The organism is Streptomyces lavendulae subsp. lavendulae (assembly GCF_002803845.1).
GTDB lineage: Bacteria > Actinomycetota > Actinomycetes > Streptomycetales > Streptomycetaceae > Streptomyces > Streptomyces lavendulae.
The window spans coordinates 467,596-493,198 of the sequence record NZ_CP024985.1 but is presented as its reverse complement, the minus strand read 5'-3'; the positions used below and the strand labels follow the sequence as shown (position 1 = coordinate 493,198).

Below are 25,603 nucleotides of genomic sequence, written 5' to 3'. Positions count from 1 at the left end.
GCCGTCACGGTCCGGTGGTCGCGAGCCAGGCGGTGACGGCGGCCACGAGCATGAGCGTGAGGTTGAGGGCGATCCGGCGGTCTCCCATGCGCAGGTGGACCCCGGTCGCGCCGATCTGCAGGGCCACGAACCCGATGGCCGCGGCCAGGGCCGGCCAGGGCGCGGAGCCGGTCACCAGCGGGAGGACCAGCCCGAACGCGCCGAGCACTTCGATCACACCGATGGCCCGGACGGCCGGCATCGGCGTGCTGTCCACCCAGGCCATCATCGGCCGGAGCCGCTCCCGGCTCCGGGCGATCTTCACCCCGCCCCCGTAGAGGTAGAAGAGGGCGAGCGGGCCCGCGAGGATCCCGTAGACGGCGCTCACGAGTCCCCTCCGCTGCGGGGCCGGGCGTAGCCGGTGGCGGGCTCGGTCGCGTGCCGGTCCATCACCTCGACGTTCGCCTGCGGGGTCGGTACCCGGCCGCCCGCGAACAGGTCCTGAAGGTCCCGGAAGTACTGCACGTACAGGTCCGGCGTGAACGTGCTGAGCATGACGGCCGGCTGGTCCGTCGTATTGGCGAAGGTGTGCGGGGCTCCGGGCGGGACCATCACGAGCGTGCCCGCGGTCGCGTCGTGCTCCTCGTCCCCCACCGTGAACCGCACCGTGCCGGAGACGATGTAGAAGCCCTCGTCGTGCCGTGCGTGACGGTGCTGTGGTGGTCCGGGCGTGTGCGGCGCGATGAAGGACTCGGCGATGCCGAGGCGGTGTCCCGTGGTGCTGCCGTTCTCCAGGACCCGCATCCGCGTGGTGCCCAGGACGATCGTCTCGCCCTCGCCGGGACGGACCACGGATACGGTGGGACAGTCGGTCGGTGCGGTGTTCTTCGGTTCTTCGGCCATGCACCGATTCCACGGCCCGCGCCCCCGGACTGTCCAAGACCTGTTCCGGAACCTCGATACCTTGCGGGTATCGTCGCAGCATGGAGCTACGCACGCTGCGCTACTTCGTGGCGGTCGCCGAAGAACTCCACTTCGGCCGGGCCGCCGCCCGACTGCACATGAGCCAGCCGCCGCTGAGCCGGGCGATCAAGCGGCTGGAGACCGAGCTCGGTCTCACGCTGCTCGTCCGCTCCTCCGCCGGTGTCGCGCTCACTCCCGCGGGAACGGTCCTGCTCGACGAGGCGCGCGCCCTGCTCGACCAGGCCGACCGGGCCCGCGTACGCGTGGCCGCGGCGGCCGGCGCCGCGACGACCCTCACCGTCGGCTTCCTGGGGGACACCACCGACCCGGGCGCGACCCGGCTGGCCCGCGCCCACCACCGCCGCCACCCGCACGTCGAGGTCCGCATCCGCGAGACCGACCTGACCGATCCCACCTGCGGGCTGCACGCCGGGCTGGTCGACATCGCCCTGACCCGCGGGCCGTTCGACGCGACCGGACTGACCGTGCACGAGCTGCGCGCCGATCCGGTGGGGGCGCTGCTGCGCTCCGACGATCCGCTGGCCCGCCGCGACAGCCTGGAGCTGGCCGATCTGGCCGACCGCCACTGGTTCCGGTTCCCGGAGGGCACCGACCCCCTCTGGCAGGCGTACTGGAACGGCGGCGAACGCCGCCGGGGGCCGGTGGTCCGCGCCGTGCAGGAGTGCGTACAGGCCGTCCTCTGGAACGGCACGGTCGGCCTCACCCCCGTCGGGCACGCGCCCGGGGAAGGACTCACCGTGGTGCCGTTGAGGGACATGCCCCCGAGCCGCGTGGTGGTGGCGTGGCACGAGGGCGACACGAATCCCCTGATCCGCTCGTTCGTCCGCATCGCGGTCCCCGCCTACCGCGCCCCGGACGGCGACGACCGGTAACACGGCAGGGCCGGGGGCCGTCCGGGTTCCCCGCCCGGGCCGCGCCGCTCACCCCCTCTCCCGGGGACCCCTGCCGCTCGTACGGCGCGTCGAGCAGGGCCAGCAGGCCCGGGTGGACCAGCGCGTCCGCCAGGCGGGGGTGCGCGACGAGGATCCGCGCCTCCCGCAGCCGGGCCAGCGCCGGCCCGGGGGCGTGCGCGGTCCGTCCGCGCAGCCACTCGGCCGACACGGCCGGGCCGGAGCGGAAGTGCCGCAGCACCTCGGCCGCGGCCGGGTCGCCCGCGACCACGTCGAGCTCCGCGTCGAGGAGGTTCCCGTACGCGGTGACGGTGGCGGCGCGCTGCCGGGCCGTTTCGGTGACCACCCGGGCGAACAGGGCGCCCCAGCGTTCCCAGTCCCCCTCGGCCCCGGCGACGACGGCCTCGTCGTGCTCCGCGCGATGGGCGTCGACCCAGCCCTCGACATCGAGCAGCAGGCCGGGCACCAGACCGGCGCCCACGAGGTCGCACTGGGCGAGCAGGCGGGCGGTGCGGCCGTTGCCGTCGGGGAACGGGTGGACGGTGAACAGCCGCAGCATCCCGAACGCGGCGGCGTCCAGCGCCGGCGAGGCCGTCCGCACGGCCCAGCGGCACCAGCGCTCGACGTGGCCGTGCAGGGCCCGGCCCGGAGCGACGGCGATGGCGAAGCGCTGCCCGTCGGGCCAGGTGACCCGTGCGGGGGTGCGCCGCAAGCCGCCCGGGCCGGGGATGTTCGGGTCGGCGGCCACGAGCATCCGGTGCAGTTCCGCGAGCGCGTCCGGGGTGAAGCAGGGCCGTCGGCCGGGCCGTTCGCGCAGTTCCTCGCGTACGGAGGCGACGGCGAGCAGACCCGCCGCGGTGCGGCCCTCGGCGGCGTCGGCGATCCGCTCGGCGAGCAGCACCGGATCGGCGGGGTCCACGTGCCGCAGGTGCAGCCGGGTGCGGGGGCGGTGGAAGAGGTCGGGATTGCCGAGGTGCGCGGCGGCGGCCGAGCCGAGCGCGGCCAGCGCCTCGTGCGCGCGGTCGCGGGCCTACTTGAACTGGTCGTCGATCGCCTCCTCCCGCTTCGCGCCCTCGCTGATCACGATGGCGGTGGTGTGCGAGCCGCTCCCGCCGCCGCTCCCGTACCAGGGCTGGCCGCTGTGGTCCGACTCGGGCGGAGTGTGCCCGATGACGATGATGGGATCGTTGACGTTGTCCCAGGGGTCGCAGCTCGTGTAGCAGTCGGCGGCGAACGCCGCCTGCGGAGCCACCAGGGCGGGCGCGGCGGTGAGGACGGTGACGCCGAGTGCGACGGTACCCAGCGCGGTCTTGGGCCGCACGGTCTCTCCACGGGAGGTGAGTTGGGGGTCGGGGTGTGCGCTGCGCACGCCCCGTCGCGGAGGAGTCTGGCGGCCGCCGCGGCGGCGGACATCCGTAGGTCTACGCAAGGCACCTACGCAACCGGCGGCCCCAGGAGCCGGGCCAGCGCCACCCGCGAGGAGACGCCGAGCTTGCGGTAGGCATTGCCGAGGTGGGTGTCGACGGTCCGGGTGCTCAGGACGAGGCGCTCGGCGACCTGCCGCGAGGACAGCCCGGCGGCGGCGAGCTCGGCCACCTCCTGCTCCCGGACGCTGAGCGTGGCGAGCGGGCCGCCGCCCGGCCGGGAGACGGAGACGGGGGCGGTGGCGGTGGCCGTGAGCGCGGCCCGGGCCCGCACACCGTCCTCGTACAGGCGCAGCGCCCCGCACCGCCGCGCGGCCTCCAGGGCCCCGTCGAGCGGTCCGAGGGCCGCCGCGTGGCCGTGCGCGGCAGCCAGGGCGGGGGGTCGCGGCGATCAGCGTCCACGCCTGCAGGACCGGCATCCGCAAGACCTCGAAGGCCCGTGCGGCGTCCAGGGAGAGGGCCGCCGCACGGGCGGGATCGCCCTGCGCGAGGGCGAGCGCGGCTCCCGCCCGGTCCGCCTGCGCCTGCTGGAACGGCGGCCTGCCGAGCCGCCCGGCAGCGGCGTCGGCCGCACGGGCGGCGCGGGCGGCCGAGGCGAGGTCGCCGCACTGGGCCGCCGCGGTGGTCATCAGCGCGAACAGAGAAGGCCGGGAGGGAGGTTGGAGCAGCGTGAGGTCCTCGCCGCCGCCCTCCATCAGGGTGCGCAGGCAAGCGGCCGGGTCGCCGCCCATCAGCCTGGCCACCGCGAGCAGGCCCGGGGCGGAGCCCGCCCACCAGCCGGTGCCGGGAACGGTGGCCCGCAGCCCCGCCCCGGCCGGCTCCACCGCCTCGGCGGTCCGGCGCGCGCGGGGCGGCCCACAACAGTGCCGAGGCGCGCAGCGCGACGGCGAGTCCCGCCGCGTCCGGGGCACCGATCTCCCCGGCGAGCCGCTCGGCCTCGCGGGCGTGCTGCTGCGCCGCGTCGAGACGGCCCGCCCACTGGTCGAGGATCGACAGCCCGAGCAGCTGGTTGACCGCGATGTGCTTGTGCGCGCCCCCGCCCGCGGTCGCCAGGCCCCGCGAGAGGTGGCGGCGGGCGTCGGCGAACCGCTCCACGAACAGTTCGGCACAGCCCAGCAGGGCCAGCACCTCGGGGGCGCGTCCGGCCACGGTGTCGGGCGAGGACCTAGGCGGCGCCTTCGGCGAGCACGCGTGGCCGCGGCGGGGTCGGCGGCCGCCGGCAGTGCGTGTTCGGCGTGCCGGGCCCGGACGGCGGACCCGGCGCCGCGGGCGTCGAGCAGGCCGAGGGCGCGGTGGTGGGCGTCGTGCCGCAGGCCGGGGTTCATCCGGTGGTGCAGGAGGTGTCCCAGTACGGGGTGGCGGAAGACCAGGGTGCCGGCCGGGGGACCGGAGCGGATCAGGTCGGCGCCGGCCAGGGCGCCGAGGGCGGCGGCGGTACGGTCGCCGGGGTACCCGGCCACGTGCGCGGCGTCACCGGGGCGAAAGGGCTCCCCGAGGACTGCGGCGGCGGCCAGCACCTCGGCGCAGTCGCCCGGGAGGGCCTCCAGTTCGGCGAGCACCGGCGCCGCGGCGCGCAGCAGCGGGCCTGCCGCGTCCGACCGCGCCGGCCACTGGCCGGGGTCGTGGCCCGCCGCCAGCAGGACGCGCAGGGCGCGCGGGTTGCCGAGGGAGCCTGTGGCCAGCTGTTCGGCGGTCCCGCGGCCTGCCAGGGAGGCGATGGCCGCCGCGTCCAGCGGAGCGGGTTCCACGCGGACCAGGTGCCCCGTGTGCGAGGCGTCGTCCAGGGCGGCGAGCAGGGCGGGCGGCGTCTGCCGGGGCCGCAGGGCGAAAGCCAGGACCAGCGGGTGCGCGGCGCAGTCCTCGGCGAGGGCTTCCAGCAGCCGGGCCGAGGCGGGATCCGCGTGGTGGAGGTCGTCCAGCACGAGCACGCTCCCGCGGCCGCCGTCCCGGCGCGCGCAGCCGTCGAGCAGGGCGCGTACCAGCTCGTGATCCGATCCCGCGTCCCACGGGGGCCCGGCCTCGGCGGCGGGCGGACGGGGGCCGGCCGCCGGGGGCACGGACCGTTTCCAGGCGTCGCGGAAGACCTGGTACGGCTTGGCCTCACCGGAGCGTGCCCGGGCCCGGAGCACGGTTGCGCCCCGTTCGGCGGCGAGCCGGGCGAGCAGGTTCAGCAGGGCGGTCTTTCCGATGCCGGGGTCCCCGGCGACCTCAAGGACCGTGCCCCTGCCGGCGCTGAGCTCCTCGACGGCCCGGGTGAGCGCGGCGGTCTCCTGCCGCCGCCCCGCCAATGCCGGTGCTTCTGACACAGCTGCCCCCTCCGCACCCCCCGGAGGGCGACTGCGGAAATGCCAACGATCTTCACCAGAACGTGACAAGGGACAAGAGCCGTGAAACGGCGCCCCCACCGTGGCCCGCCACAGCTCGGACCGAGCGCGGCACGGGGAGCAAATCCGTGCCGCGCTCGATGACTTCGGCCTGACGTCCGGTGCCGGTCCGCTCAGGCGTAGCGGCAGACCGTGACGCCGGACGCCGCACCGCAGCCCATCTTCGTGTAGTTCTTCTGGACCATGTTCCAGTAGTGGCCCCAGTTCCTGTAGCCGGGGGAGTTCGTGTCCCAGTTCGGGCCCGCCGCGTCGTAGGCGGCCTTCTCCCCGGCCCACTGCGACACCGCCGAGGACGGTCCGGCGCTCGACATGTTCTCGGCGCCGTTGTTGAAGCTCGTGTCGTGCTTGAGGCCACCGGCGTGGGACCCGGGGTTGTCGGCCCACGACTGCGCTCCCGAGGCGAGAGCCGCGTCCCAGGCGATGTCCGGAGCGCCTTCCGTCTGACGTATCGCATTGGTGTCGTTCACTATCGCCGTCTGGTCACCCGGGCTGACCTCGGCGGGGAAGGCGGCCCGGCCGGCGGCGGACGCCGTGGAGCCCGCCCCCAGCAGCATTCCTCCGGCCATCAGCGTTGCCGCGATGGTCATGACCCGACGGCTTGCGCGAGAATGGTGTGTCATCGCGACTCCCTGGTCGCACGGAAACAGCGGAGAGTTCCGGGGCGGTGCACGACCGCCAACCGTGATGGGGTGGGGGCGCTGCGGTCGGCGTGCGCGATGGTGACCGACTCATCGGCGACGCGGACTCTTGTAAGGACGGCCCATGGCCGTTGGTCCCCTACGGCCAGCGTATGTCCGGGTGACGGGGGCGGCGACCGGGGCGGCAGAACGGACGGTTCCACCGCTGGTACACCGGAAACCGGGAGCGGCGGCAGCCCCTACGCGGCCCCCGGCCGGCTTCTGGTGCCCTCGAACTGCTGTCGCAGCTCCTCAGCTTGCGGCCGTATTCGCCGAGAAAGAGAGCGGCACGCTCCAGTGCCTCGCCGACCTCGTCCGCTGCGAGACGCGCCTCTACAACGCGCTGAACGCCGTCTTCGCGGGCGGCACGGCATCGTCACCTCACAGTTCGAGTTCCTGCGCTTCCTGCACGACCACCCCGGGGCCCGGGTGGCGGACCTCGCCGCCGAATTCGTCATCGGGATCGATCGGTGCGACCGGCAAGGGCATCGACGGCCTGGAGCAGCAGGCATGGGTCAGGCGGCGGTTCGATCCATCGGATCGCCGCTCATCACTGCCGGACCTGACCGATGACGGCCGGCAACCCGTCGAGACGGCGGAGGCGACCTTCACCGAAACGCTGGCCGAACTGACCGCAGACACCCTCGGCGGCCCCTCGGGACTGGCCGCCGCGCAGATCCTCTCGGAGCTCCGCTCCGCGTGCGAACGCGACCGGATCGGCCTGCCTACAGGCTGACCGCATGCGCATCCAGTCGGCTTCTGCCCGGACTTCGGGGCATCGGCCGGGACCGGCTGCCACTCCCGCGGGAGCCCGCAGTCGGGAGCGTACGAGCGCTGCCCGTGTGGCCCGGTGCACCCTGGCTCCCCGGTGCATCCGCCGGCGGCCCGGCAACTGCGCTGATCGTCAACCGGTACTGCGCGGAACGCACGCTGTGCCGATCTTCTTCTTCCTAGAGCCCGCTGCAGTCCCAACCGCATGACCGCCGTCGCCGCTGTCATCCTCACCCTGGAACGTCAGCGCTGAAGAATCTCATCGCCGTTCCAGGGCGAGGACGGATCGGCAATGGCCGCCATCCAGTCAGGAGCCGTCTCACGACCAGGCAAGTCGACCTTCGGTGAACCGGCAGACCGGGGAGCTTCCTTCGGCGATCCTCGTCAGCCTCTCCGCTACGGAGTCGAAATACTGGGCCATCGATTCGTACTCGTCCGTGACCGTGGGCTCCCCCACGAACCATCTACCGACGCGCCCGTCCCGCACATCGACGAACTTTCCCATCCAGCCGTCCTCGTCCGACAGGAACGGGATCCACTCGTTACGCCAGAACGGGTAGTCCGGCTGGTCCGGAGGGTCGAATCCACCGGACACGGAGCGGTTCGCGTAGAGCCTCTCAATCGCCCGGATGCCCAGAAAGAAGCTTCCCTCGTCGGGGAACCCGTCGAAGCCGCAGCACATCACGTCGTCGTCGACGTCTTCCTCCGGCAGATCCAGACTGTTCTGCAACAGCCACGTCCGCAGGTCCCCATAAAGGGAGATCCCCATCCGTTCCTCGGCTGCCGCGAGCATCTGCTCCGTAGCGGGCCCCGGCAGATCCGCGTGATCGGCCGGCGCGTGCTCCCGAAGAAGACTCATCACACGCGACCAACTCTCAGCCACACTCATCGCCCTCTGCCCTCTCCACAGGGATGTCTCCGTCCGACTACGCCACTGCGGAGGTTGGGAAGACCGGCCGGAGAACCTTGCAGGGATGGTACTTCGAGCATGCGTTCTAGCCCTCTCCGTGATCATCTTCCGCCACGAAGCGCAGGGCCGTCCCCTCAGCGAAGTGACCGCCCTCAACTTTTCACAGACAACCGACCGTGCCCGGCGGGCCCAGCCTCGGAGCTTCCAGGGCTCAAACGAGGGCCACGGTGTCACCCTGGAGTGGCGAAGCTGAAAACGCTCACTGAGACCGTCGACCTCCTGGCAGCCCTCGCACCCACCCTGGCCGACGCCGTCCGCGCCGCCCCGACGAAGGCGTACATGCTCCTGGACGGCACACTCCCGCCGATCGACCGCACCGCCGCGGACCGGCCGTTCTACTCCGGCAAGTACAAGGGACACGGGATGAACGTGCAGGTCATCGCCGACCCCTTCAGCCGGCTGCTGTGGGCATCACCGGCTCTGCCCGGCGCCGTCCACGATGTCCGCGCGGCCCGCGAACACGGCATCGTCGACGCCCTCACCGAGGCCGGCATCCCGTACTGGGCCGACAAGGGGAACCGAGGTGTCGGCGGCACGGTCCGCACCCCGTGCTGGGGACGATGGGAGACCCTCTCGAACACGGGATGCGGACGACGCTGCTGGCGCCTCGGCCATCCGCAGTTTCCCAGATACGAGCAGGCTACCGGGCAGCGACTGGCAGCGGAGCGGCCGTGTACACCGGCCAGGGGCACCGAGTCGGCGCCTGAACCGACCGGACATGCCCTGGGCGGAGCCCCGGTGTCCGAAAGCCGCTGTCGCCGTCGGCACCCAGCTGCGAGGCGTCTTCTCACGGCAAGACCGGCGTTGCATACTCTCATCACTCTGCGGCTGGCACGGGGGACGGAGGCGCCGCAGGAGAGGGGGACGGAACCATGGTCAGCGTGCGTGATGTGGTGTGTGCGGTGGTGGCGGAGCATGCGCCGCACGAACTGCCCCTCGTAGAGGGCATGCTTCGCTTCGACGACGAAAGAGCAGTGCGGATCCTCGCCGGTCGGGGGCGACGCAAGGAGCCGCTCGGATTTGGCCTTGCTGAAGCTTCCGCGCTGGTCACCCCCATCGTCTGGCTGGCGCTCGACCAGGTTGCGCGGCATGGCGTCGATCTCGTCACCGAAAGTGCGGCCGCCCGGTGCCGACGATTGCTACGGAGGCTCTTACGAAGAGGGGCGGGCGCACCGCCCGCCGAGCTGAGGGAACTGGACGCCGTTCAACTGACCGGCATACGGCAGCGCATCCTGGAGCGTGCGGTGTCGCGGGGCATGAGCCAGACCGAGGCGGAAGCACTGGCGGACGCGGTGATAGCCCAGCTGGTGACGGAGCCGCTTACGACAGGTTCGCAGACAGGCTCAGGACCGGACGCCGACCCCGACTCCGCCGACCCCACCTGATCCGTGCTGACGCGGCTGCCCCGACTCCTGCGCTCCGGTGTCATCGATACAGGACTGCGTTTCGTCCTCCTCATCACCCTCGCCGTCGCGTCGAGCGTCGCCATGCTCAACGTCATGCTGAAGTCGAGCAGCGACCGCCTCTCTGACAGCAGTCTCGGCTGTTTTCTGGCCGCTGGGATGGACCCGAGCAGGGTTGATCTGGAGAATCTGACTCTTGCCGGGCGCCGCTATTCCTCCGCCCTGGACGAGTGTCTCTCTCGGGTGCCGCCGTCGCGGGTAAACGCTGCGGGCCTTGTCATCGCGGTCCTCGGGTTGGTGGTCGCCGCGGTTGTCGTCTACGTCTGGCTGCTGCCACGCTTTCGGGATGCGCGTACCCGGCCGGTGGACGATGCGACTCTTGCGGCCGAACTCGCCGAACTGAGTGTCCTCAGCGAAGTCGGCCCGGGTGTGCGCTTCAGAGAGGACCCGACCCGCACGACCGCGGGCGCGGTGGCCTACGGCCGGGCCGGCCGTTACACCGTATGCCTCCACACAGGCCTGATCGTGCGCCGAGCCAGTGATCCGGACGGCTTCCGAGCCGTCGTCCTGCACGAACTCGCCCACATCCGCAACCACGACGTGGACTTCGCATACGGCAGTACCGCCCTGTGGCGCGCCTGCGTGGTGGTCGCCCTGCTTCCCTACCTTCTCCGAGAGGGGGGCCTCCTGGTCATCAGCCTGCTGGACACAGGAAGCTCACCCTTGTCGGCCGATGCATCCGCCTTCCGGCCTGCGCTGGTCTCCAACGTCGCCCGGTACCTTCTCTCCGGACTCCTGCTCGTGGCGATAGTGCACCTGGCCCGCGCGAACCTCCTGCGCCGCCGGGAACTCCACGCCGATCTGCAAGCGGTCAGCTGGGGAGCAAACCCGGCGGCCTGGGACCACCCCGATCCTTCGGGGCCGGTGGCGGCCCCGCTACGGCGCCTCACCACGCTGCTGCGCACCCATCCGGACTGGGCCGAGCGTCGGCGCGTCCTGGCACGGCCCGGGCGGATGTCGGACCCTGGCTCCCTTGAGATGTTGCTCGTCGGAGTGGCGGCGTGGCTCCTTGTCCGGCAGCTCAATGCGGCACCCGGCCTTGGCGGATCAGCCATCCCGTCACTTCTCACTGCGCTGTTGGCCGCACCCGCCCTGGTCCTCGTTCCTGCCAGGTCCACCCGACAGGGCTCTGGGCCCGGCGTCCGCGCCGGACTATGGCTGGGTGTGGGCCTGGCGGTCGGCGTCTTTGTCGTCGGTGGCAACACCGCCTCTGTATGGCTGGTCGGTCAGCCGCAGTACATGGTGTGGCTGGTACTTGTTGCCGTGGTACCCGCGGTCTGGTCGGCGCAGTTTCACCGGATGACGCTCACCTTGAAAGGGGCGGGACCACGCGCCGTAGCGATAGCCCTGAACTTCCTTGCCACGCTGTTCCAGCTGTGGGCCGGCCTGCTCTGGTGGGAGAAGAACGGTTCTCTGCTGTCATTGGGCTACGCAGACAACGACAGAAGGGTGGCTGAGTGGATCAATGACACATTCACGGGCCCGTGGCAGGACTTCTCGCACGAGTTATCGGCGATCGACACTCTGTGGCACATCGTGCTGCTGCCGCACGAGACCGTTCCCGGGATCGCGGCGCTCATGATGTCACTCGTCCCCCTGCTGCCTTATGTGCGCGGCAGGAGGGTCGGCCTTCGCCTGCGGAGGATGCTTGCGACAGGATTCGCGGGCGGGCTCCTCTGCGCGTTGGGCTTCCTCGCGGTGGCCTTTGCGCTGCGTTCACGGAGACCTGCGGCCATCATGGAGCGAGCGGGCGCGTACGGAACCGTCCTCATGTGGGGGCAGATGCTGGCCCTCTGCGGGGCCTGTGCGATCACGGCAGCCATGGTCGCAGGGGTTTCCCGAAGTTACTGGCTGCTGCGTGCGCTTCTCGCCACCCAGGTGCTGCAGTACACGGCATACGCCGCCTTGTACCTCCTGGGTTCCGCGGACGGTTGCCTCGGCCCGTCGAACATGTACGGAAACCAGTGCCATTGGATCCCAGCCAACGGCTTGACTGCCGTGAAACTGATGGCCACTCAGTCGCTCGCCGTTACTGTCTTCCTCTCCGCGTTCGCGGCCCTGGCCGGTGCCGGCCTTGGCCGGGCAATTCGGAGACTACGTCTGAGAGTACGACCGTCCGCCGTGCCGCGACCCGCATCAGCAGCTCCGCCGCATCCCTCGCCGTCCCAGGTGCCCCCTCCGCCGGGCAGGCGGACCTGGCGTCCGCTGCTGAGGCGAAGCGCTGTGCTCGCCCTGGGCCTTCCCGGCGCTCTCCTGGGCATCGTGGCCCAGACGGACATCCTCGACCCGCCGCGCAGCATCCCCACACCAGCCGACAGTCCTGCCGGACTTCAAACGCCCCCTCCGGCACGGACGAGTGCCGAGATACAGCGATGGCAGGCGAGGGCATGGCTCACCATGGGCGGCCTGGACCGCGATGAGGCCATCGGCCACGCCTTCGGCGCAATCGGCGACGCCCTGACCAGCAAAACCAGTACGGACGAGCAGATCCACCAGCTTTGCGGGGACCTCGATCAGCAGATCTCCACGATGCAGAAGTTCTTCCCGATTCCCCTCAGGGACATACAGCAGACCTACTCCCAGGGACTGCGCCGACTCCAGCACGGGAGCCAGGACTGCAAGGACGCGTTGAGTACGAGCAGGGGTGCGAAACCCCTGACACACGACGAGCGGGTCCGCCTCTTCGACACGTCGCTTGACGAGATGGAAGACGGGGTGAGAACCGCCATGGACGCCATGTCGAAGCTTGCGGAGATCGTCACTAAGCAGGAAACATGAGCCGCGTGTCGACCGGCTGACATCAGTGAGCATTTTCAGCGGCGAGTCTCCAGGGTGAGGATGGCTTTGGTGATTGACGTGAGTGTGTTGGGGCTGAGCCAGGCTTTGCGGAGGATGCGCCAGGTCTTGATCCGGGCGATGGCTCTCTCGACGGACCACCTGAGGCGGGAGTGGGCTCGGTTGACGGACTTCTGTTTGGTGGTGAGGTCCTTGCCGGGCGGGCGCCGGCTCGGGACGGCGACACCGGCGCCGGCTCCCTGGTAGGCCCTGTCCGCCAGAATGCTGACGGGCCGCCGTCAGATCGTGGGCACGGCCCGCCAGAGCGGGTGAGATCCACACCGGCGTCCCGTCGGGAGCCGCGATGACCTGCACGTTCACCCCGTGAAGGCGGTGTTTGCCCGAGTAGTCGGCGCGACCGTCACCGACCCGGTCGCATTCGACGAGTGTGCCGTCGAGCAGGACGTATTTGGCGTCCGCCTCTTTCAACGCTGCGGTCAGGCCCGGTGCCCGGGCGGCCAGGAGTGCCACGATGGTGTGGATGTATGCGTGGGCGGTGCCCACGCTGATACCGAACCCGGCCGCGATCTGGGCCAGGGTGTCGTTCTTCCGTAAGTACACCAGGGCAGCCATCGCCCGGCTCGAAGGCGGAAGCTTGCACCACCGGTCGCCCTCCGGGTGACGATCAGCATCGTGACCCACTCCACGAGTGCATGCGGGACATCGAGTACGGCACGATAGGGAACCAACGGAGCCCCAAGGCTGATGAGTTGAGCTTAGACACCTTGCTCAACAGCCCTGGGGCTCCGCCCGTTCCACGGCCACTCTCCCATCACCCGATCAGTGGACAAGCTGAAAATGCTCCATGCGCTGCAACGGCGGCAACAACCAGCGCTGGTTCTGAACAGCGTCGGGACCCCGGTCCTGTTCCCCGGCCGTGCCCCGGGCGGCAGCCGCCGTCAGGCCGTACCGGGGCGGGCGCCACGCCGTGGGGCGTCGTCACCTCGGCCCGTAGTAGGCCTCGATGGGGGTGCGTGCCTCTTCGAGCAGGGCCGGGCCCTCCTGCGCCACCGCCGGCCACTCGCCCGACTGCGGGTTGAGTTCCATGAGCTGCTCGGTCGAGAGCGCGTAGACGACCCGGCCGATACCGGAGCGGACGATGCCGCCGCCGCACATCCCGCACGGCTGGCAGCTGGTGTACAGGGTGGTGCGTGCGGCCGTCTCGGCGTCGAGTTCGCGGGCCGCCCAACGGGCCAGCTTCAGCTCGGGGTGGGCGCTGATGTCGTTGTCGCGACGGACCGTGTTGTGGGCCTCGGCGAGGACCGTGCCGTCCGGGCCGGCCAGCAGGGAACCGTACGGTGCGTCGCCCCCGGCGACGGCGGCGGCCGCGATGTCGATCGCGCGGCGCAGGAGCGTCTCGTCGGCAGCGGTGATCATGAAGCAGTCCTCCAGTGGGCGGCCACCTCGGTGAGGGCCCGCCAGGCCGTGTGGGGCCGGCGGGTCTCTTCCGGATCGCCGTGGTAGGGGTCGAGCACGACGGTGTCGGCGCCGAGCAGGCGCAGCTGGTCGAGATCGTCGAGGACCTGCTCGACGGTGCCGACGCCGGCGATCCGCTCGGGGTCGGTGACCGGCGTCTCGGTCAGGCGCAGGGCGATGCGGGGTGTGAACGCCGGTACCGGATGCTCCGTCAGGACCGTGCGCATCCGGGCGAGGGAGAGCCGCAGCGGGTGCCAGGCGTCCCCGAACCTGGCGGCACGCCGGAGCGCCGCCGCACTGTGGCCGCCCACCCAGACGGGGATCGGGGGCGCGCCGTCCCCGCTGCCCGTGCGCCAGGTGTCCCGCAGGGTGGCCAGGTAGTCGTCGGTCAGCCGGCCGCGCGCGGTGAACGGCACGCCGAGCGCGTCGAACTCCTGACGGGCCCAGCCGACGCCCACGCCGAGCACGAACCGGCCGCCGCTGAGCCGGCTGAGGTTGGCGGCCATCCGTGCCACCAGCAACGGATGCCGGTACGGGAGGACCAGCACGGTCGTGCCCAGCCGCACTCCGGTGGTGACTCCGGCCAGCCAGGACAGCGTGGTGAACGGCTCGTAGAACGGCTCCGGGTACCGCTCGGCCACGTCCGGGGTGACGGTCACGTGATCGGAGACCATGAGCAGGTCGTAGCCGAGCCCCTCCGAGATCCGAGCCCAGTCGCGGAGCACGCCGGTATCCGTACCCGGCCCGAAGTTCGGTACGTTGACGCCAAGTTTCATGATCGGAGGCTATCGCGGCGATCACGGCATGCGGAACATCCAATTCCCTGTAGGGGCCGCGTTCTTCCGTGGTTCTGCCGGTAGATTCGCCGTATGACAGTGAACCTTGACGGGATCGACTGGGAGATCATCGGGCAGCTGCAACGGGAGGCCCGCATCTCCCTCAGCGAGCTCGGTCGGCGCGTGAAACTGAGCTCCTCCGCCACCACGGAACGGGTGCGGAACCTGGAGTCCCTGGGCGTCATCACCGGCTATCACGCAACCGTGGACCTGGCCAAGGTCGGCTATCCCGTGCTCGCCGTCGTCCGGCTGAAGTACCCGGGAAACCGCCACCAGCCGCTGCACCGGCTGCTCACCGAGCGGCACGAGATCCTGGAGTGCCTGCGCACCACCGGCGACGACTGCTACACCCTGAAGGTGGCCGCGACCTCCATGGAGCACCTGGAGACCCTCATGGACGAACTGGCCGGCTTCGGCAGCACGACCACCAGCGTCGTCTACAGCCGGACCCTGCCCTACCGCGGCCCCGGCCGCCCTTGACCGCCGCATCCGGTGGCCGCCCCCGCGCGTGGCCGGGCGGACCAAGACGTCCGCCGGGGCCTCATCATCCAAGAAATCGGGAGATTCCCGATTCGGCCAGTGCAGGTCTATTTCGCGCCGGTCAGGGCGGATCGGGTCGTCGGAATGTCCGGTGAATGCTGTGCTGAGGGGGCTGTGCCCGTCGGGGGCAAGTAACCGGACAGCGTAAACAGGGGGTCTTCAGCGATGGCTTCTCTGCACTACGAAATCCTCACCGAACCGACTTCGTTGCAGGTGTCGGACGCCGGTGAGGAGCACCAGGGAACGGTCTACATCGTCGTCTCCAATCCGACCATGGACGAGGTGATCTGGTACTCCATCGAGGTGCGAGTGCCCTGTGGCCAGGCGGACGGCGATCTGACGGCAGACCCGAAGACGATCACGGCGCGGGTCGAGCGGAACACGGCGACGAAGCCGGGGGAGGAGCCGGTCGTCGCCTGGGACGACAGCACGGGCGTCCTCACCGTGACCGCCCGCCCCAACGCGCTGTTCCGGGAGGCCGGCTCCATGGCCCTGGTCCTGGACGGATTCCCCGTCTCCGGCGCGGCGGGCCTGGTGCTGCTGAGCGTGACGGAGAGGGCGGCGAACGGCGCCAGGGTGCAGAAGAACCCGGTGACCCTGAGCCTGCTGAAGCGGCTGCCCACGGTTCCGCGCAACTTCCGCCCCAGGGAGTCCCTGGTGGTCGCGGGCCAGGACGTCGTCCTGCAGTGGGACGGTCCCGACACCCTCACGTACTGGATCCAGGGCCCGGACGGCTCCCCGGAGACGGTCACGCCGAAGCAGGGAACGGGCGGCTGGCAGTGGTCGCCGGCGGCGGGCCGGGAGCCGAAGCGGGACGCCACGTACACCCTGATGGCGACCTCCCCGGGTGGGCAGCAGCCCGGGTACTTCCTCACCACCACCGTCCACCTGCGCAGCCCCGAGTTCGAGAGCGTCACGGCGACCGGCGGAGTCCACAGCCCGTGGGTCGAGGGCACGACGGACAAGGGCCGGATCACCTTCACCACGCAGGGTGCCCAGATACGTGACGCCGGCGACGTCCTCGGCACCCTCTCCGCCGCCAGGACCGACACCGAGACGGTGACCGCGACATGGGTCCGGGGACGCGAGAGCGACGCCGGGTGGATCCGGTTCCCGTCCGACGGAATCAGGGTGGGCCGCGGCGGGGGAGAGGACCTGGGAACCGTCACGGCCGACAAGCTGAGCGTGAACGGCATCAACACCCAGTGGGTGGGCGACCGCGACGCGGGCAAGGGATGGGTCGAGTTCCCGCGGTCGGGAGTGAACGTGCGCAAGGACGGCGGTCAGGACTGGGGAACCGTCGCCGCCGACACGGCCGACCTGAACGGCATCAACACCAAGTGGGTACAGGGCCGCACGGCCGCCGACGGATGGATCGAGTTCCCACCCTCCGGGGTGAACGTGTTCCAGGGCGCCGGGAGCCGTCAGTGGGGGACCATCGCGGCCGACAAGGCGGACCTCAACGACGTGGTCACCCAGAGGGCCCAGGTCAAGGAGCGCCTCACCCTCCACGGCGGGCTGAGCGTCGACAACGTGCTGGAGACGCAGGACGGCCCGCCGCGCCTGATCGTCCACGGCCGTCTCGACGCCGAGGGCGAAGTCCAGGCCCACCGGACGCTCACCGTCAACGGAGACCTCTCCACCCTCGGCATCCTGCGTGTCCAGGGGGAGTCCCGCTTCAACGGAAAGATGAACGCGAACGCGCATCTGTCGGTCCGCAACGGACATGAATGGATCATGCACACGAACGACGGGAAGGTATCCATCCAGGGAGACCTCCGGGTCCACGGGGCATTCCGCTCCGACAGCTGACGCCACGGCACGCCGACGGTCCCGCCGGGCTCACGGGCCCGGCGGAACCGCGTGCGGGCCCGGTTCGGGGAGGCCGGAGCGGTGGACCGGGTGTTCGAGGGGCTGGCCCGCGGGCTGGCGGAACACGGTGCGAAGGGCCTGGACATCCTGGTCAACAACGCCGGTATCAGCTCGGGCAGGTCACCGAGGAGGAGTTCGCCATGCTGATGGCGGTGAACGTGAGTACGCCGTTCTTCGTGGTCCAGCCACGGTGAGGCCGTGCCGGGGTTGGTCTGATCGGTCGGATCTGCCGGTGGGTCGCGCCGTGACGCTCCGGAGGGTGGCAGAGCCGAGGCTATGAAGGACATCGCATGACGGGTTCGTCGCCTCACCATCCATGAGCATCAACCTCAGGAGCCGCACGATGCGTCCCATCAGAGCAGCCTGTCTGGGCACGGCCACCGCGCTGGTCGCCCTCCTCGCCTGCGCCCCTGTCGCGTCCGCCGCGACGGGCGGCGATTCCGGGCACGACAAGGACAAAGACCGGGTCATCACACTCATCGGCCGGCTCGCGCAGCAGACCCGCTTCCCCGTCAACCCCGGCGGCGCCGCCGCTCAGGGCGATCGGACCGTCTTCCGCTCCGTCCTCTTCGACCAGGAGGGCAAGGAGGTCGGCGAGACCGACGGCACCTGCACCACCACCCGGGTCGACAACGGCGGCGCGGAGGAGTGCGTCGTGACCTACACCCTCCCGGGCGGCCAGCTCGCCGTGCAGGGGATGGTCTTCGGCAATCTCGTCCCGGGCCCTCCCCCTTCGTTCGACAACGCGATCACCGGCGGCACCGGGAAGTACGACCGGGCTCGCGGCTCGGTCCACGCCGACACGATCGGTACGGGCACCAGGCGCTTCACGATCGACCTCGACCGCTGACTCCTCCGGGGCATCAGCCGCCCGTCGGTGCTGCGTCCGGCTGCTCTCGGCGGGTCGGACCGGCTCCCGTACGGCGGCGCCGTTCCCGGGCCGTGAAGGGGATCGCGACCAGAGCCGCGATGCCCACCCCGGAGGCCGCGAAGACGGTCGGGTTGACCCAGTCCGGCACCTGCTCGTCCCCGTCCCTGCCGTCCGGGTAGTCGGAGCAGACGATGGACACGGGGAACACCGACTTCGTCACCAGGTGCCGCTGCGGGACGGTCCGGTCGAACCCCGCTCCGTTGCATTGGGCATAGGGGTCGGGGACGCTGAAGCCGGTCAAGTGTCCCCACCCGAAGGCCAGGGTTGCGATACCGAAGGCGGCCAGCGACAGCTGGAAGCACGCGAGTGTCCTCAGCAGCGGGCGTAGCGAGCGGCTGCGGACCGTGACGCCCACGCGGACGAACGTCGCGCCGGTCATGGCCGCAGTGAGGACGGGAACCCCGATCACCAGTAGAACGATCATGAAGTGTTCGACGCCGGACCACGGTCGAAGGTTGCAGGCGGCACCGGCACTGCCCGACCGGACCCCGTACGGGCTCAGGGAGGTACGGCCCCGTCGTCGTGCTGCAGGGCGAACACCGCCGCCGTGGTCCGGCACAGGACCTCCACCGCGCGCCGCAGGGCCTGCCGGAAGGCCAGCCACAGGACGACTCCCAGCAGTGCCGCGGGCCACCACCAGACGCCGACGAAGGTGACCGCGATGCTCCAGGCGAGGCCCTCGCACGCTGCGTCGTAGCCCTCCCGGGCCTCGCTCAACGTGGTGCGGGAGGTGTCGGGCACCGTGAGCAGCAGTCCGGTCCACGCGTCGCCCACGTCCAGTCCCGTCCGCGTCCTGACCTCCGCCTCGGCAGCCCGGAACCGGTCTCCGGACCAGGTGGGACAGCAGGGTGCGACCGGCGCGCTGCGGGCCCGGCGCGCGTCCAGCCGATCGGCGCGCAGCTCCCGTCCGGCGGCGCGTGCCCGAACGGCCTCCCGCGCGATGTCCCCGGGGGGCGCCCAGCGCCGTACCCGCCACGCGGTCAGCCGCCGGCCCAGCGGCGCCAGCCACCACGGCCAGCTCCCGGAGGCCAGCGCCCCGATCGCGCCCGCCGCGAAGGGCACCGCGAACGCGGCCGCCACCACCGCCACGGCGACGAGGACGAGCACCGCGGCGCCGTCCGCGGTCGTGCCCCGGCTCAACCGCAGTGCGGCGGCGATCCGCTCCCGGGCGAGCCCGAGGTCGTTCCAGTGGCGCTGCCCGAGCTGTCCGCCACCGACGAGGGCGAGGGCCACGAACAGCCCGGCGGGGAGGAACCGCCGCAGGAACCAGCGGTCGGGTATGCGCTTCTGCAGTTCTACGAGCAGTCCCACCGGCCTCAGTCACCCACCAGACGCATCGGCCGCCCGGCCAGGACACACGCCGGCGGCACCGGCACCGGCACCGGATCCGGCACCGCCGTCGGCGGCACCGGGTCCTCGCGCAGGTCCACGCGGGCACAGCGGCCCGTGGGGCAGACCCACCCGACCGACCGCGGCGTCGGTCCGGACGGCCAGCCGCCCACGCCCATCGTGGCCGACAGACCGAGCCCGCCCGGTATCCCGGCCGCCTCGGCGGCCTCGTGCAGTGCGCGTACGGCGGCGCGCCAGTCGTCGGAGGCGGGGTCGCCGTCCCGGACGGCCGCGAAGGGCGCCTCCCAGAGCGCGGGGCCGATCAGCTCGCGCAGCGCGTCCAGATTGCGGCACAGGTATTCGACGGCCTCCTCGTACACCCTGCGTGCCTTTGCTCCGTCCCCCACCGAGGCCTCCCCAACTCCCGCTTGATCACTGTGTTCTGACGTGAAATCAAACTACTGTAGTGCGTGATGAACGCACTCAGGGAACGAGTCGTGGCACGTCTGCTGGCAGCCCAGAACGCCCGCGATCCCGCGCCGCTGCGCGAGCCGGACGCCGCCGACGACGCGATCGCCCTGCTGCGCCTGTGCACTCCGTCGCCGGCTGAGGCCATCGACCTCGACGCGGTGGCGGCCGTCTTCTGGACCTTCTGGTTCCGCCACGAGGGCCCCGAGGACCCCGACGCGCAGCGGAACATGATGGTCGTGGGCGCCACCTTCGGCTTTCTGGAGCCGCGCGTTCCGGAACAGGTTCCGTTCCCCGAGCCCCTCCGGGAGTCCTTCGACCCCGCCGACCCGATCCACGACGCGCGCTTCTCGTACCTGGTCTGCGCGGCCCACGCCGAGTTGCTCCAGGCGCCGGACCTGGCCGAGGACGACCGGCAGGACGCGCTGGACCGCGCGTTCGCCTGGTCCGGCACGGCACGGGAGCTCCTCCCCGAGGACCACGAGGGTTACGTGGAACTGGTCTTCCAGGCCCTCGGGATCGAAGTGCTGCGGTTCCAGCTGACGGCGGATCCCGAGGCGCTGCTCGCCGCGGCGCGCCACGGCCGGGAGGTGTGCGAGAGGCTGGCCTCCGCTGCATCGGGCTCCGTCGGACCGGTGGGGGCCGAGGCGGCCGAACTCGCCCTCGGCGTCGTGCTGGAGGCGGCCCAGCTGCTGGGTGAGCCCACCCTCGCCGAGGTCGAAGCGGCCTTCGTGGCGGCCCCGGCGGGGGCGATCACACCCGAAGCGGCGGCGGGGCTGCGCTTCCTGCGCGAGCTGGAAGCCGAACCCACCACATGGCCGGGTGAGCGGGACCTGCGCGTCGGAGCGACCCTTGCCGAGGCAGGGATGGGGGCGCACGACGCGGGACGCATCGCCTGCGCGGTACGCCGTCTGCGCGCGGCCCTCGCCGACACCCCGGCCGGCCATCCGGCGCACGGCGCGGCCACCGCCGCGCTGGGGCAGGCGCTCGAAGCCCTGGGCCGGGAGCGGGGCGACGCCGGGGCGGCGAGCGAGGCGGCCGAACTGCTCGCCTCCGTCGGCGGGGCGGGTGTCCTCGACGACGCCGAGGAGCTCGCCCTGTACGAGCGGTTGCAGGAGCTGGCGGACGGCGACGATCCGCAAAACGCCGGACCGGCGGTGACCGAACTCGTCGACCGGCTGCGAGCGCGCGCCGCACGGCGCGGCGCCCCTGCGGACATCGACCTGGAAACCCTCGCCATCGTGGCCTCGATCGCCACCGGCACCGGCACCGCCACCGGCACCGGCACCGGCACCGGCACCGCCACCGCCACCGCCACCGGCACCGGCACCGGCACCGGCACGAGCGCCGGCTTCGTATCCGACCAGCAGATCGACCGGTACCGCGCCGCCCTGGCCGCAGTGCCCTCCGACGCCCCGGACCGCTACGGCTACGTCGCCCTGCTGGCGGCCCTGGCGGGAGCACGGGCCGGCGAGCTGCGGGAGACCGAGCCCTCCAGGGCGGCCCGGCTCGAAGCGGAGGCCCGGGCCCTGACCGAACAGGCGGCGGCGACGGCCCCGGCGGGCCTTCCGGTGCTCGGTCTGCTGCGCAAGGGCAGGTACGAGTTGGCACTGCCGGTCGCCGCGGTGACGGCCGGCAGCGGCGGACCGGACGGCGCGACGGATCCGGAGACGGCCTCGATTGTCTCGCGCGTGGCCCGGGTTGCCGACATCCGCCTCGACGATCCCGAGAACCTCGACTCCGACATCGCGGTGATCAGGGAACTGCTCGCGGACAGCGCCCAGGACGAGGACCCCACCTCGCGGGCACATCTGTCCGCCGCGCTCGGGGTCGCGCTGTCCGCCCGCGGCAGCTCGTCCGGCCATCCCGACTCCCTCGAAGAGATCGTCGAACTGCTGCGGGACGCGCGCTCGCACACGTCCGAACTCGCGCCGGGGATGGACGAGATCCTCGCCCGTTCGCTCACGATCCAGGCCGCCATGACCCTCGATCCGGAAGCGGCGCGCGAGGGGGCGTTCCTGCTGGCCGCGTCGGCTGCCGAAGTACAGCCGGGGGACATCAACCAGGCGGTCGTTTCGGCCCACACCCGATTGCACAACGCGGTGCAGATCTTCCTCTCGGGCCACGAGCCGGGCCGGCTCGGCCAGGCCCGTGAGATCGCCGGGGAGTTCAGGGAGCTCGCCCGGGCGGCGTCCGCGGCGGGGGAGCAGCTGCCGGGCCTCGACGTGATGGCCGACGCCTACGAAGATCTGCTGGCCACCCTGGGGCCGGGCGGCGGCGTGGTGGCCGGTATCACCGAGGAACAGATCGAAGGGTGCCGCCTACGGTTCGCGGCGTGCCCGCCCGGCCACGGGATGCGGATCTTCACCGCGATGACGCTCATGCGGGTACTGGCCCTGCACGCCCTGGAGATCCGCGGCGAGGACCCGGAGCGGGCGGAGCTGCTCGTGGGCGAGGCCGGCCGGGTGCTCGACGAGGTCGAGGCCGACGCACCCTCCGGCTGGCCCGAGCAGGCGCGCACCTTCATGGCCCTGGTCGGCCTCGGCACCACGGGCCGGTACCTGCCTCCGGTGTCTTCGGAGCCGACGCCCGCGCCGCAGCCCGCGTCCCCGGACCCGAACCTGGACCCGGACCCGGACCGGGACTCGGACTCGGACCCTGCCCCGAGTCCGGCGAAGCCTTCGCACCTCTTCGACACCCTGATGGGAATGGTCCGGGACCGCCTGGCAGGTGTCGCCCCCTCCGCACCGAGCGACCCCGGGCTCCCGGCGTGGATCCGGGCGAACACGGAGATCGCGTCCGCGGCCGGCGCGCTGGGGTCGCGCCGGCCGCGGATCGACCTGGCCCTGTCCCATCTGGAGGCGGCCGTCGAGACCATGCACGGCATCACCGACCGGGGCAGCGACCAGCAGTCCGCCGAATTCGGGCTGACATCGTTCGAAGGGTCCATACGCAAGATCGTCCAGTTGGTCCTCATGGCGGTCCAGCTCCGCGACGGTCCGGCCCGGCTGAAGGACCGGCTGGCGTCCCTGGTCCGGCTCCTCGAAGAGGCCGCGGCGGAGCAGCGCCTGCCGGAAGCACTGCCCGATCTGGACTCCGCCCTGCGCAGCGCGGCCGGTCCCGACGTCGAGCGCGCGGCCGAGCTGCTGGAGCGCGGCCGCGGATTCCTGCTGTCCCGGCGGATCGAGGCCCGCGCCGACCTCGGCGAACTGCGGTCCGCGCACCCCGGTCTGGCGCGCGAGTTCGAGCAGCTGACCGACGTACTCACGGCAGAACCGGCCGAACCCGCCGCGGGCACCCCCGGCGGCGCGGAGCGGGCCCGGCTCGCCGGACTCCGTGCCTCGCGCGCCCTCGACGAGCTGGTCGCACGCATCCGCACCGAGCCCGGGTTCGAGGACTTCCTGCGCCCGCCGACCGCCGAGAAGCTGCGCGCCCTCGCGGCCGACGGCCCGGTCATCGTGCTCAACCACGCGTCGGACCACTGCCACGCCCTCGTCGTGACGGCCCGGTCGATCACCGCATGGCACCTGGACATCGGGGCGGCCGAGGTCACCGAAGCGGCGCGGCAACTGCGCGAGGCCGTCGAGGCCATCAACGCGCAGGGCTCGTCCAGGCGTACCCCGGCGGAGCTCGTCGCCGCCGGGGCTGCGGTCCGCCGGACGCTCTCCTGGACCTGGCACAAGATCGTGCGTCCGGTCCTGGACCTCGCGGGGGCGGCTGCGCCCACGGACGGCGCGGCCCCGTGGCCGCGCATCTGGTGGGTGCCCACCGGCGCCTTCAACGCGCTGCCGCTGCACGCGGCGCAGTGCACGCGGCCCGACTGCGAGTACGACGGCTGCGGCGCCGCGCTGGACACCGTGGTCTCCTCGTACGTGCCCGGGTTCCAGACCCTCGCCTACGCGCGTGCCCGGGCCGGGCAGCGCGACACCACCGGCGTCGGAAGCGCCCTGCTGGTCGCCTCGCCCGAAGACGATCTGCCCGGGGTCGCGTCGGCGGCGCGCTACGCGGCGGGGCTGCTCGGCGCGTCCGAGCCGCTGGTCGGTGCCGCCGCGACGCGCGAGGCCGTACTCGCCGAGCTCGGCACCACGCCCTGGGCACACTTCGGCTGCCACGCGGCCACCGACCCAGCGGAGCCGTCCGCCGCCCTGCTCCACCTGCCGAGCGGCGAGCCGCTGTCCGTCCTCGAAATCTGTCGTGCGCGGCCGCGTGCGGCGCGGCTCGCCTTCCTCACGGCCTGCAGCACCGCACGTACGTCGGAGCGGCTCACCGACGAGGCCATCCACGTCACCAGCGCCTTCCTGCTCGCAGGCTTCCCCGCCGCGGTCGGCACGCTCTGGGAGATCGACAGCACGCACGCGGACCAGGTCACGCGGGCCTTCTACCGCCGCGCGGTGGCGGACGACGCCGACACCCCGGCACTGGCCCTGCACCACGCCGTACGGGAGTTACGGGAGCGGATTCCCGAACGGCCGCACGTCTGGGCGGCCTACGTCCACGCGGGTGCCTGAACTCACAGGTCGCCCGAGGGCGAAACGGACATCAGCTCACAGAGGGGGCGCTGTGCCGCGCTCCGAACCACTGCCCCGCACCGTACGCCTGCTGTTGATCGCCCGGGTCGTCAACCGACTCGGGGCCTAATCACTGCCCTTTCTCACCGCGCTGATCAGCACCGACCACGGCACGACCCTGACGGCCGTGGGGCTGGTCAGCGCCGCCTTCGGGCTCGCGACGATCCCCGCGCGGCCGGCCGGGGGACACCTGGCCGACCGGATCGGCCGGCGCCCGACCCTCGTGCTCGGGCTCTGCGGATGCGCCGTCGCCCAGCCGGCGATCGCGGCCTCCGCCTCGCTCGCCTGGGCGGTCGCCGGAGCGGTGCTGCTCCGGCTGGGCTTCGACCTCTACGAGCCCCCGAGCCAGGCGATCATCGGCGAGTCCGTGCCGGAGCGGCACCGGGTGCGCGCGTTCAGCCTGTTCGGCGCCGCGCTCGCAGCGGGCGCCATGGGCGCCCGGCTCCTCGCCGCCGTCCTCGGCCGCTGGGACCTGCGCCGGCTCTTCGTCACCGACGCCGCCACCTGCCTGGCCTGCGCACTGCTGATCCACCTGGCCCTGCCCCGCGACCGTCCCGAACCACCCGGAGCGGACCAGGACGGCACCGCCGTACGACCGTTGCGCGACCGAGCCCTGCTGAACGTCCTGGCCACCGCCCTGTGCGACCCGGCTCACCACGCCCGTCGCACTCGCCCTCGCCCATCTCCTGCCGGCCGCAGGGCTGACGGGCTACGCCCTCACCCGCACCCTGCCCGCGCTGCTCGCCTCGGCCGACCGTCACCCCGTAGCTGCCACAGCCCGGATTCGCGGACGGCTCGGGCCGGCAGGGCGTGTGCGATGCCCCCAGGCGCCCCGGTCCCGCCGCCCTGCCCCCGCACCAGTACTTCCTGAGCCCCGACCGGAACAAGTTCGCCGAATCCACCCAGCGAGCGCATGGCCGACTCCCAGGTCCCCGTGGGGCGTCGACGCCCTGAACGGCACCGTCTCCCAGCCGGCCTGCGGCCTGCCACCTGACCGCCACCGACGACCGGACGATCCGCCGAGGTAGTAGTCAGCTGGTCAGGGGGATGGCGGCTGCTCGTCGAAGGGCAGCAGGTCTCTGGCGCGGCGCTCCATCAGCACGGGCAAATACGTACGGACACGCGCGTACCGGAGCTCCTCGTACGCCGTTGCCACGGCGGCCTTCACCAGGCCGGCGGCCAGTCGGGGGTGCGCCTGCATCAGCCGCTCGACGACGAGGCGGATGACGAGTTCATCCTCGGACTCCGATCCCACGCACCTCAGCC

General features: G+C 72.0%; 21 protein-coding genes and 4 pseudogenes. 10 read left to right on the top strand and 15 right to left on the bottom strand.

The genetic code is table 11. From position 1 onward, the window contains the following. Positions 1–4: 4 nt before the first annotated feature. The gene (locus SLAV_RS02460) at positions 5–367 is read right to left on the bottom strand and encodes a DoxX family protein (RefSeq protein ID WP_030226454.1); all 363 of its coding nucleotides are present in this window, start codon (positions 365–367) and stop codon (positions 5–7) included. Next, a complete protein-coding gene (locus tag SLAV_RS02455) occupies positions 364–882 on the bottom strand; it encodes a cupin domain-containing protein (protein WP_037686406.1) in 519 nt (172 codons plus the stop codon). Before SLAV_RS02455 ends, SLAV_RS02460 begins: the two co-directional genes overlap by 4 nt. Positions 883–962: 80 nt before the next feature. Between SLAV_RS02455 and SLAV_RS02450 the strand changes: the two genes are divergently transcribed. Then, positions 963–1,835, top strand: a complete 873-nt coding sequence (locus SLAV_RS02450) for a LysR family transcriptional regulator (protein ID WP_030226460.1) — start codon at positions 963–965, stop codon at positions 1,833–1,835. 520 nt (positions 1,836–2,355) lie between these two features. On the opposite strand, the pseudogene SLAV_RS43045 reads toward SLAV_RS02450, so the two are convergent. From SLAV_RS43045 to SLAV_RS02425, 5 genes and pseudogenes are all read right to left on the bottom strand, one after another. Beyond that, positions 2,356–2,754, bottom strand: a pseudogene (locus SLAV_RS43045) (Fic family protein); the annotation flags it as partial. A 129-nt stretch (positions 2,755–2,883) separates the two neighbouring features. Then, a complete protein-coding gene (locus tag SLAV_RS41465) occupies positions 2,884–3,174 on the bottom strand; it encodes a hypothetical protein (RefSeq protein WP_030226465.1) in 291 nt (96 codons plus the stop codon). A gap of 113 nt (positions 3,175–3,287) precedes the next feature. After that, positions 3,288–3,551 (bottom strand): helix-turn-helix domain-containing protein, encoded by a 264-nt coding sequence (locus SLAV_RS02435; RefSeq protein WP_030226466.1) that lies wholly within the window; start codon positions 3,549–3,551, stop codon positions 3,288–3,290. 1,636 nt (positions 3,552–5,187) lie between these two features. Continuing rightward, positions 5,188–5,583 (bottom strand): annotated as a pseudogene (locus SLAV_RS43580) (ATP-binding protein); the annotation flags it as partial. A gap of 191 nt (positions 5,584–5,774) precedes the next feature. After that, a complete protein-coding gene (locus SLAV_RS02425) occupies positions 5,775–6,248 on the bottom strand; it encodes a CAP domain-containing protein (protein WP_158740484.1) in 474 nt (157 codons plus the stop codon). Positions 6,249–6,423: 175 nt separating this feature from the next. Between SLAV_RS02425 and SLAV_RS42150 the strand changes: the two genes are divergently transcribed. Then, the gene (locus tag SLAV_RS42150) at positions 6,424–7,074 is read left to right on the top strand and encodes a helix-turn-helix domain-containing protein (protein ID WP_234333426.1); all 651 of its coding nucleotides are present in this window, start codon (positions 6,424–6,426) and stop codon (positions 7,072–7,074) included. Positions 7,075–7,428: 354 nt separating this feature from the next. Here the strand turns inward: SLAV_RS42150 and SLAV_RS02415 are convergent, their stop codons facing one another. Further along, positions 7,429–7,968, bottom strand: coding sequence for an SMI1/KNR4 family protein (locus SLAV_RS02415; RefSeq protein ID WP_279638203.1), 540 nt, complete (start codon positions 7,966–7,968; stop codon positions 7,429–7,431). Positions 7,969–8,283: 315 nt separating this feature from the next. Here SLAV_RS02415 and SLAV_RS02410 point away from each other — a divergent pair. The 3 genes and pseudogenes from SLAV_RS02410 to SLAV_RS02400 all read left to right on the top strand — a co-directional run. Then, positions 8,284–8,655 (top strand): annotated as a pseudogene (locus SLAV_RS02410) (transposase family protein); the annotation flags it as partial. A gap of 296 nt (positions 8,656–8,951) precedes the next feature. Beyond that, positions 8,952–9,464, top strand: coding sequence for a hypothetical protein (locus SLAV_RS41730; protein WP_063760247.1), 513 nt, complete (start codon positions 8,952–8,954; stop codon positions 9,462–9,464). A gap of 3 nt (positions 9,465–9,467) precedes the next feature. Beyond that, positions 9,468–12,320, top strand: coding sequence for a M48 family metalloprotease (locus SLAV_RS02400; protein WP_051840377.1), 2,853 nt, complete (start codon positions 9,468–9,470; stop codon positions 12,318–12,320). A gap of 35 nt (positions 12,321–12,355) precedes the next feature. Here SLAV_RS02400 and SLAV_RS02395 read toward each other — a convergent pair. The 3 genes and pseudogenes from SLAV_RS02395 to SLAV_RS02385 form a co-directional block, all read right to left on the bottom strand. Continuing rightward, positions 12,356–13,066, bottom strand: a pseudogene (locus SLAV_RS02395) (transposase). A 250-nt stretch (positions 13,067–13,316) separates the two neighbouring features. Beyond that, positions 13,317–13,754 (bottom strand): nucleoside deaminase, encoded by a 438-nt coding sequence (locus tag SLAV_RS02390; protein ID WP_030226479.1) that lies wholly within the window; start codon positions 13,752–13,754, stop codon positions 13,317–13,319. Continuing rightward, the gene (locus SLAV_RS02385) at positions 13,751–14,569 is read right to left on the bottom strand and encodes an LLM class flavin-dependent oxidoreductase (protein WP_030226481.1); all 819 of its coding nucleotides are present in this window, start codon (positions 14,567–14,569) and stop codon (positions 13,751–13,753) included. The genes SLAV_RS02390 and SLAV_RS02385 overlap by 4 nt, the downstream gene beginning before the upstream one ends. A gap of 93 nt (positions 14,570–14,662) precedes the next feature. Between SLAV_RS02385 and SLAV_RS02380 the strand changes: the two genes are divergently transcribed. The 3 genes from SLAV_RS02380 (at position 14,663) to SLAV_RS02365 (ending at position 17,891) form a co-directional block, all read left to right on the top strand. Next, positions 14,663–15,109, top strand: a complete 447-nt coding sequence (locus tag SLAV_RS02380; RefSeq protein WP_030226483.1) for an Lrp/AsnC family transcriptional regulator — start codon at positions 14,663–14,665, stop codon at positions 15,107–15,109. A 225-nt stretch (positions 15,110–15,334) separates the two neighbouring features. Continuing rightward, positions 15,335–16,981, top strand: coding sequence for a hypothetical protein (locus tag SLAV_RS02375; protein ID WP_158740486.1), 1,647 nt, complete (start codon positions 15,335–15,337; stop codon positions 16,979–16,981). Between the two features lie 403 nt (positions 16,982–17,384). Further along, positions 17,385–17,891 (top strand): allene oxide cyclase barrel-like domain-containing protein, encoded by a 507-nt coding sequence (locus SLAV_RS02365; RefSeq protein ID WP_100660758.1) that lies wholly within the window; start codon positions 17,385–17,387, stop codon positions 17,889–17,891. A 13-nt stretch (positions 17,892–17,904) separates the two neighbouring features. Here SLAV_RS02365 and SLAV_RS02360 read toward each other — a convergent pair whose 3' ends face one another. The 3 genes from SLAV_RS02360 to SLAV_RS02350 form a co-directional block, all read right to left on the bottom strand. Continuing rightward, positions 17,905–18,351 carry a hypothetical protein gene (locus SLAV_RS02360; protein WP_158740488.1) on the bottom strand — a complete coding sequence of 149 codons (447 nt, stop codon included), beginning with the start codon at positions 18,349–18,351 and terminating at the stop codon, positions 17,905–17,907. 119 nt (positions 18,352–18,470) lie between these two features. Beyond that, the gene (locus SLAV_RS02355) at positions 18,471–19,283 is read right to left on the bottom strand and encodes a hypothetical protein (RefSeq protein WP_051840379.1); all 813 of its coding nucleotides are present in this window, start codon (positions 19,281–19,283) and stop codon (positions 18,471–18,473) included. A 5-nt stretch (positions 19,284–19,288) separates the two neighbouring features. After that, positions 19,289–19,708: a hypothetical protein gene (locus SLAV_RS02350; RefSeq protein ID WP_158740490.1), complete on the bottom strand. Its 420-nt coding sequence runs from the start codon at positions 19,706–19,708 to the stop codon at positions 19,289–19,291. Between the two features lie 90 nt (positions 19,709–19,798). Between SLAV_RS02350 and SLAV_RS02345 the strand changes: the two genes are divergently transcribed. Beyond that, on the top strand, positions 19,799–24,277 hold the full coding sequence (locus SLAV_RS02345; protein ID WP_051840381.1) for a CHAT domain-containing protein: 4,479 nt from the start codon (positions 19,799–19,801) through the stop codon (positions 24,275–24,277). 133 nt (positions 24,278–24,410) lie between these two features. Further along, on the top strand, positions 24,411–25,208 hold the full coding sequence (locus SLAV_RS02340) for an MFS transporter (RefSeq protein WP_435846442.1): 798 nt from the start codon (positions 24,411–24,413) through the stop codon (positions 25,206–25,208). 168 nt (positions 25,209–25,376) lie between these two features. On the opposite strand, the gene SLAV_RS02335 is transcribed toward SLAV_RS02340, so the two are convergent. Beyond that, positions 25,377–25,592 carry a three-helix bundle dimerization domain-containing protein gene (locus tag SLAV_RS02335; protein WP_037686408.1) on the bottom strand — a complete coding sequence of 72 codons (216 nt, stop codon included), beginning with the start codon at positions 25,590–25,592 and terminating at the stop codon, positions 25,377–25,379. Between the last annotated feature and the right edge of the window lie 11 nt (positions 25,593–25,603).

Excerpts from the sequence above, each read along its gene's own strand:
- SLAV_RS02415 (WP_279638203.1), bottom strand. The coding sequence starts at position 7,968 with ATGAGTCTTCTTCGGGAGCACGCGCCGGCCGATCACGCGGATCTGCCG.
- SLAV_RS02375 (WP_158740486.1), top strand. The coding sequence starts at position 15,335 with ATGGCTTCTCTGCACTACGAAATCCTCACCGAACCGACTTCGTTGCAG.
- SLAV_RS02450 (WP_030226460.1), top strand. The coding sequence starts at position 963 with ATGGAGCTACGCACGCTGCGCTACTTCGTGGCGGTCGCCGAAGAACTC.
- SLAV_RS02385 (WP_030226481.1), bottom strand. The coding sequence starts at position 14,569 with ATGAAACTTGGCGTCAACGTACCGAACTTCGGGCCGGGTACGGATACC.
- SLAV_RS02455 (WP_037686406.1), bottom strand. The coding sequence starts at position 882 with ATGGCCGAAGAACCGAAGAACACCGCACCGACCGACTGTCCCACCGTA.
- SLAV_RS02390 (WP_030226479.1), bottom strand. The coding sequence starts at position 13,754 with ATGATCACCGCTGCCGACGAGACGCTCCTGCGCCGCGCGATCGACATC.
- SLAV_RS02360 (WP_158740488.1), bottom strand. The coding sequence starts at position 18,351 with ATGACCGGCGCGACGTTCGTCCGCGTGGGCGTCACGGTCCGCAGCCGC.
- SLAV_RS02365 (WP_100660758.1), top strand. The coding sequence starts at position 17,385 with ATGCGTCCCATCAGAGCAGCCTGTCTGGGCACGGCCACCGCGCTGGTC.
- SLAV_RS02380 (WP_030226483.1), top strand. The coding sequence starts at position 14,663 with ATGACAGTGAACCTTGACGGGATCGACTGGGAGATCATCGGGCAGCTG.
- SLAV_RS02425 (WP_158740484.1), bottom strand. The coding sequence starts at position 6,248 with ATGACCATCGCGGCAACGCTGATGGCCGGAGGAATGCTGCTGGGGGCG.
- SLAV_RS42150 (WP_234333426.1), top strand. The coding sequence starts at position 6,424 with ATGGCCGTTGGTCCCCTACGGCCAGCGTATGTCCGGGTGACGGGGGCG.
- SLAV_RS41730 (WP_063760247.1), top strand. The coding sequence starts at position 8,952 with ATGGTCAGCGTGCGTGATGTGGTGTGTGCGGTGGTGGCGGAGCATGCG.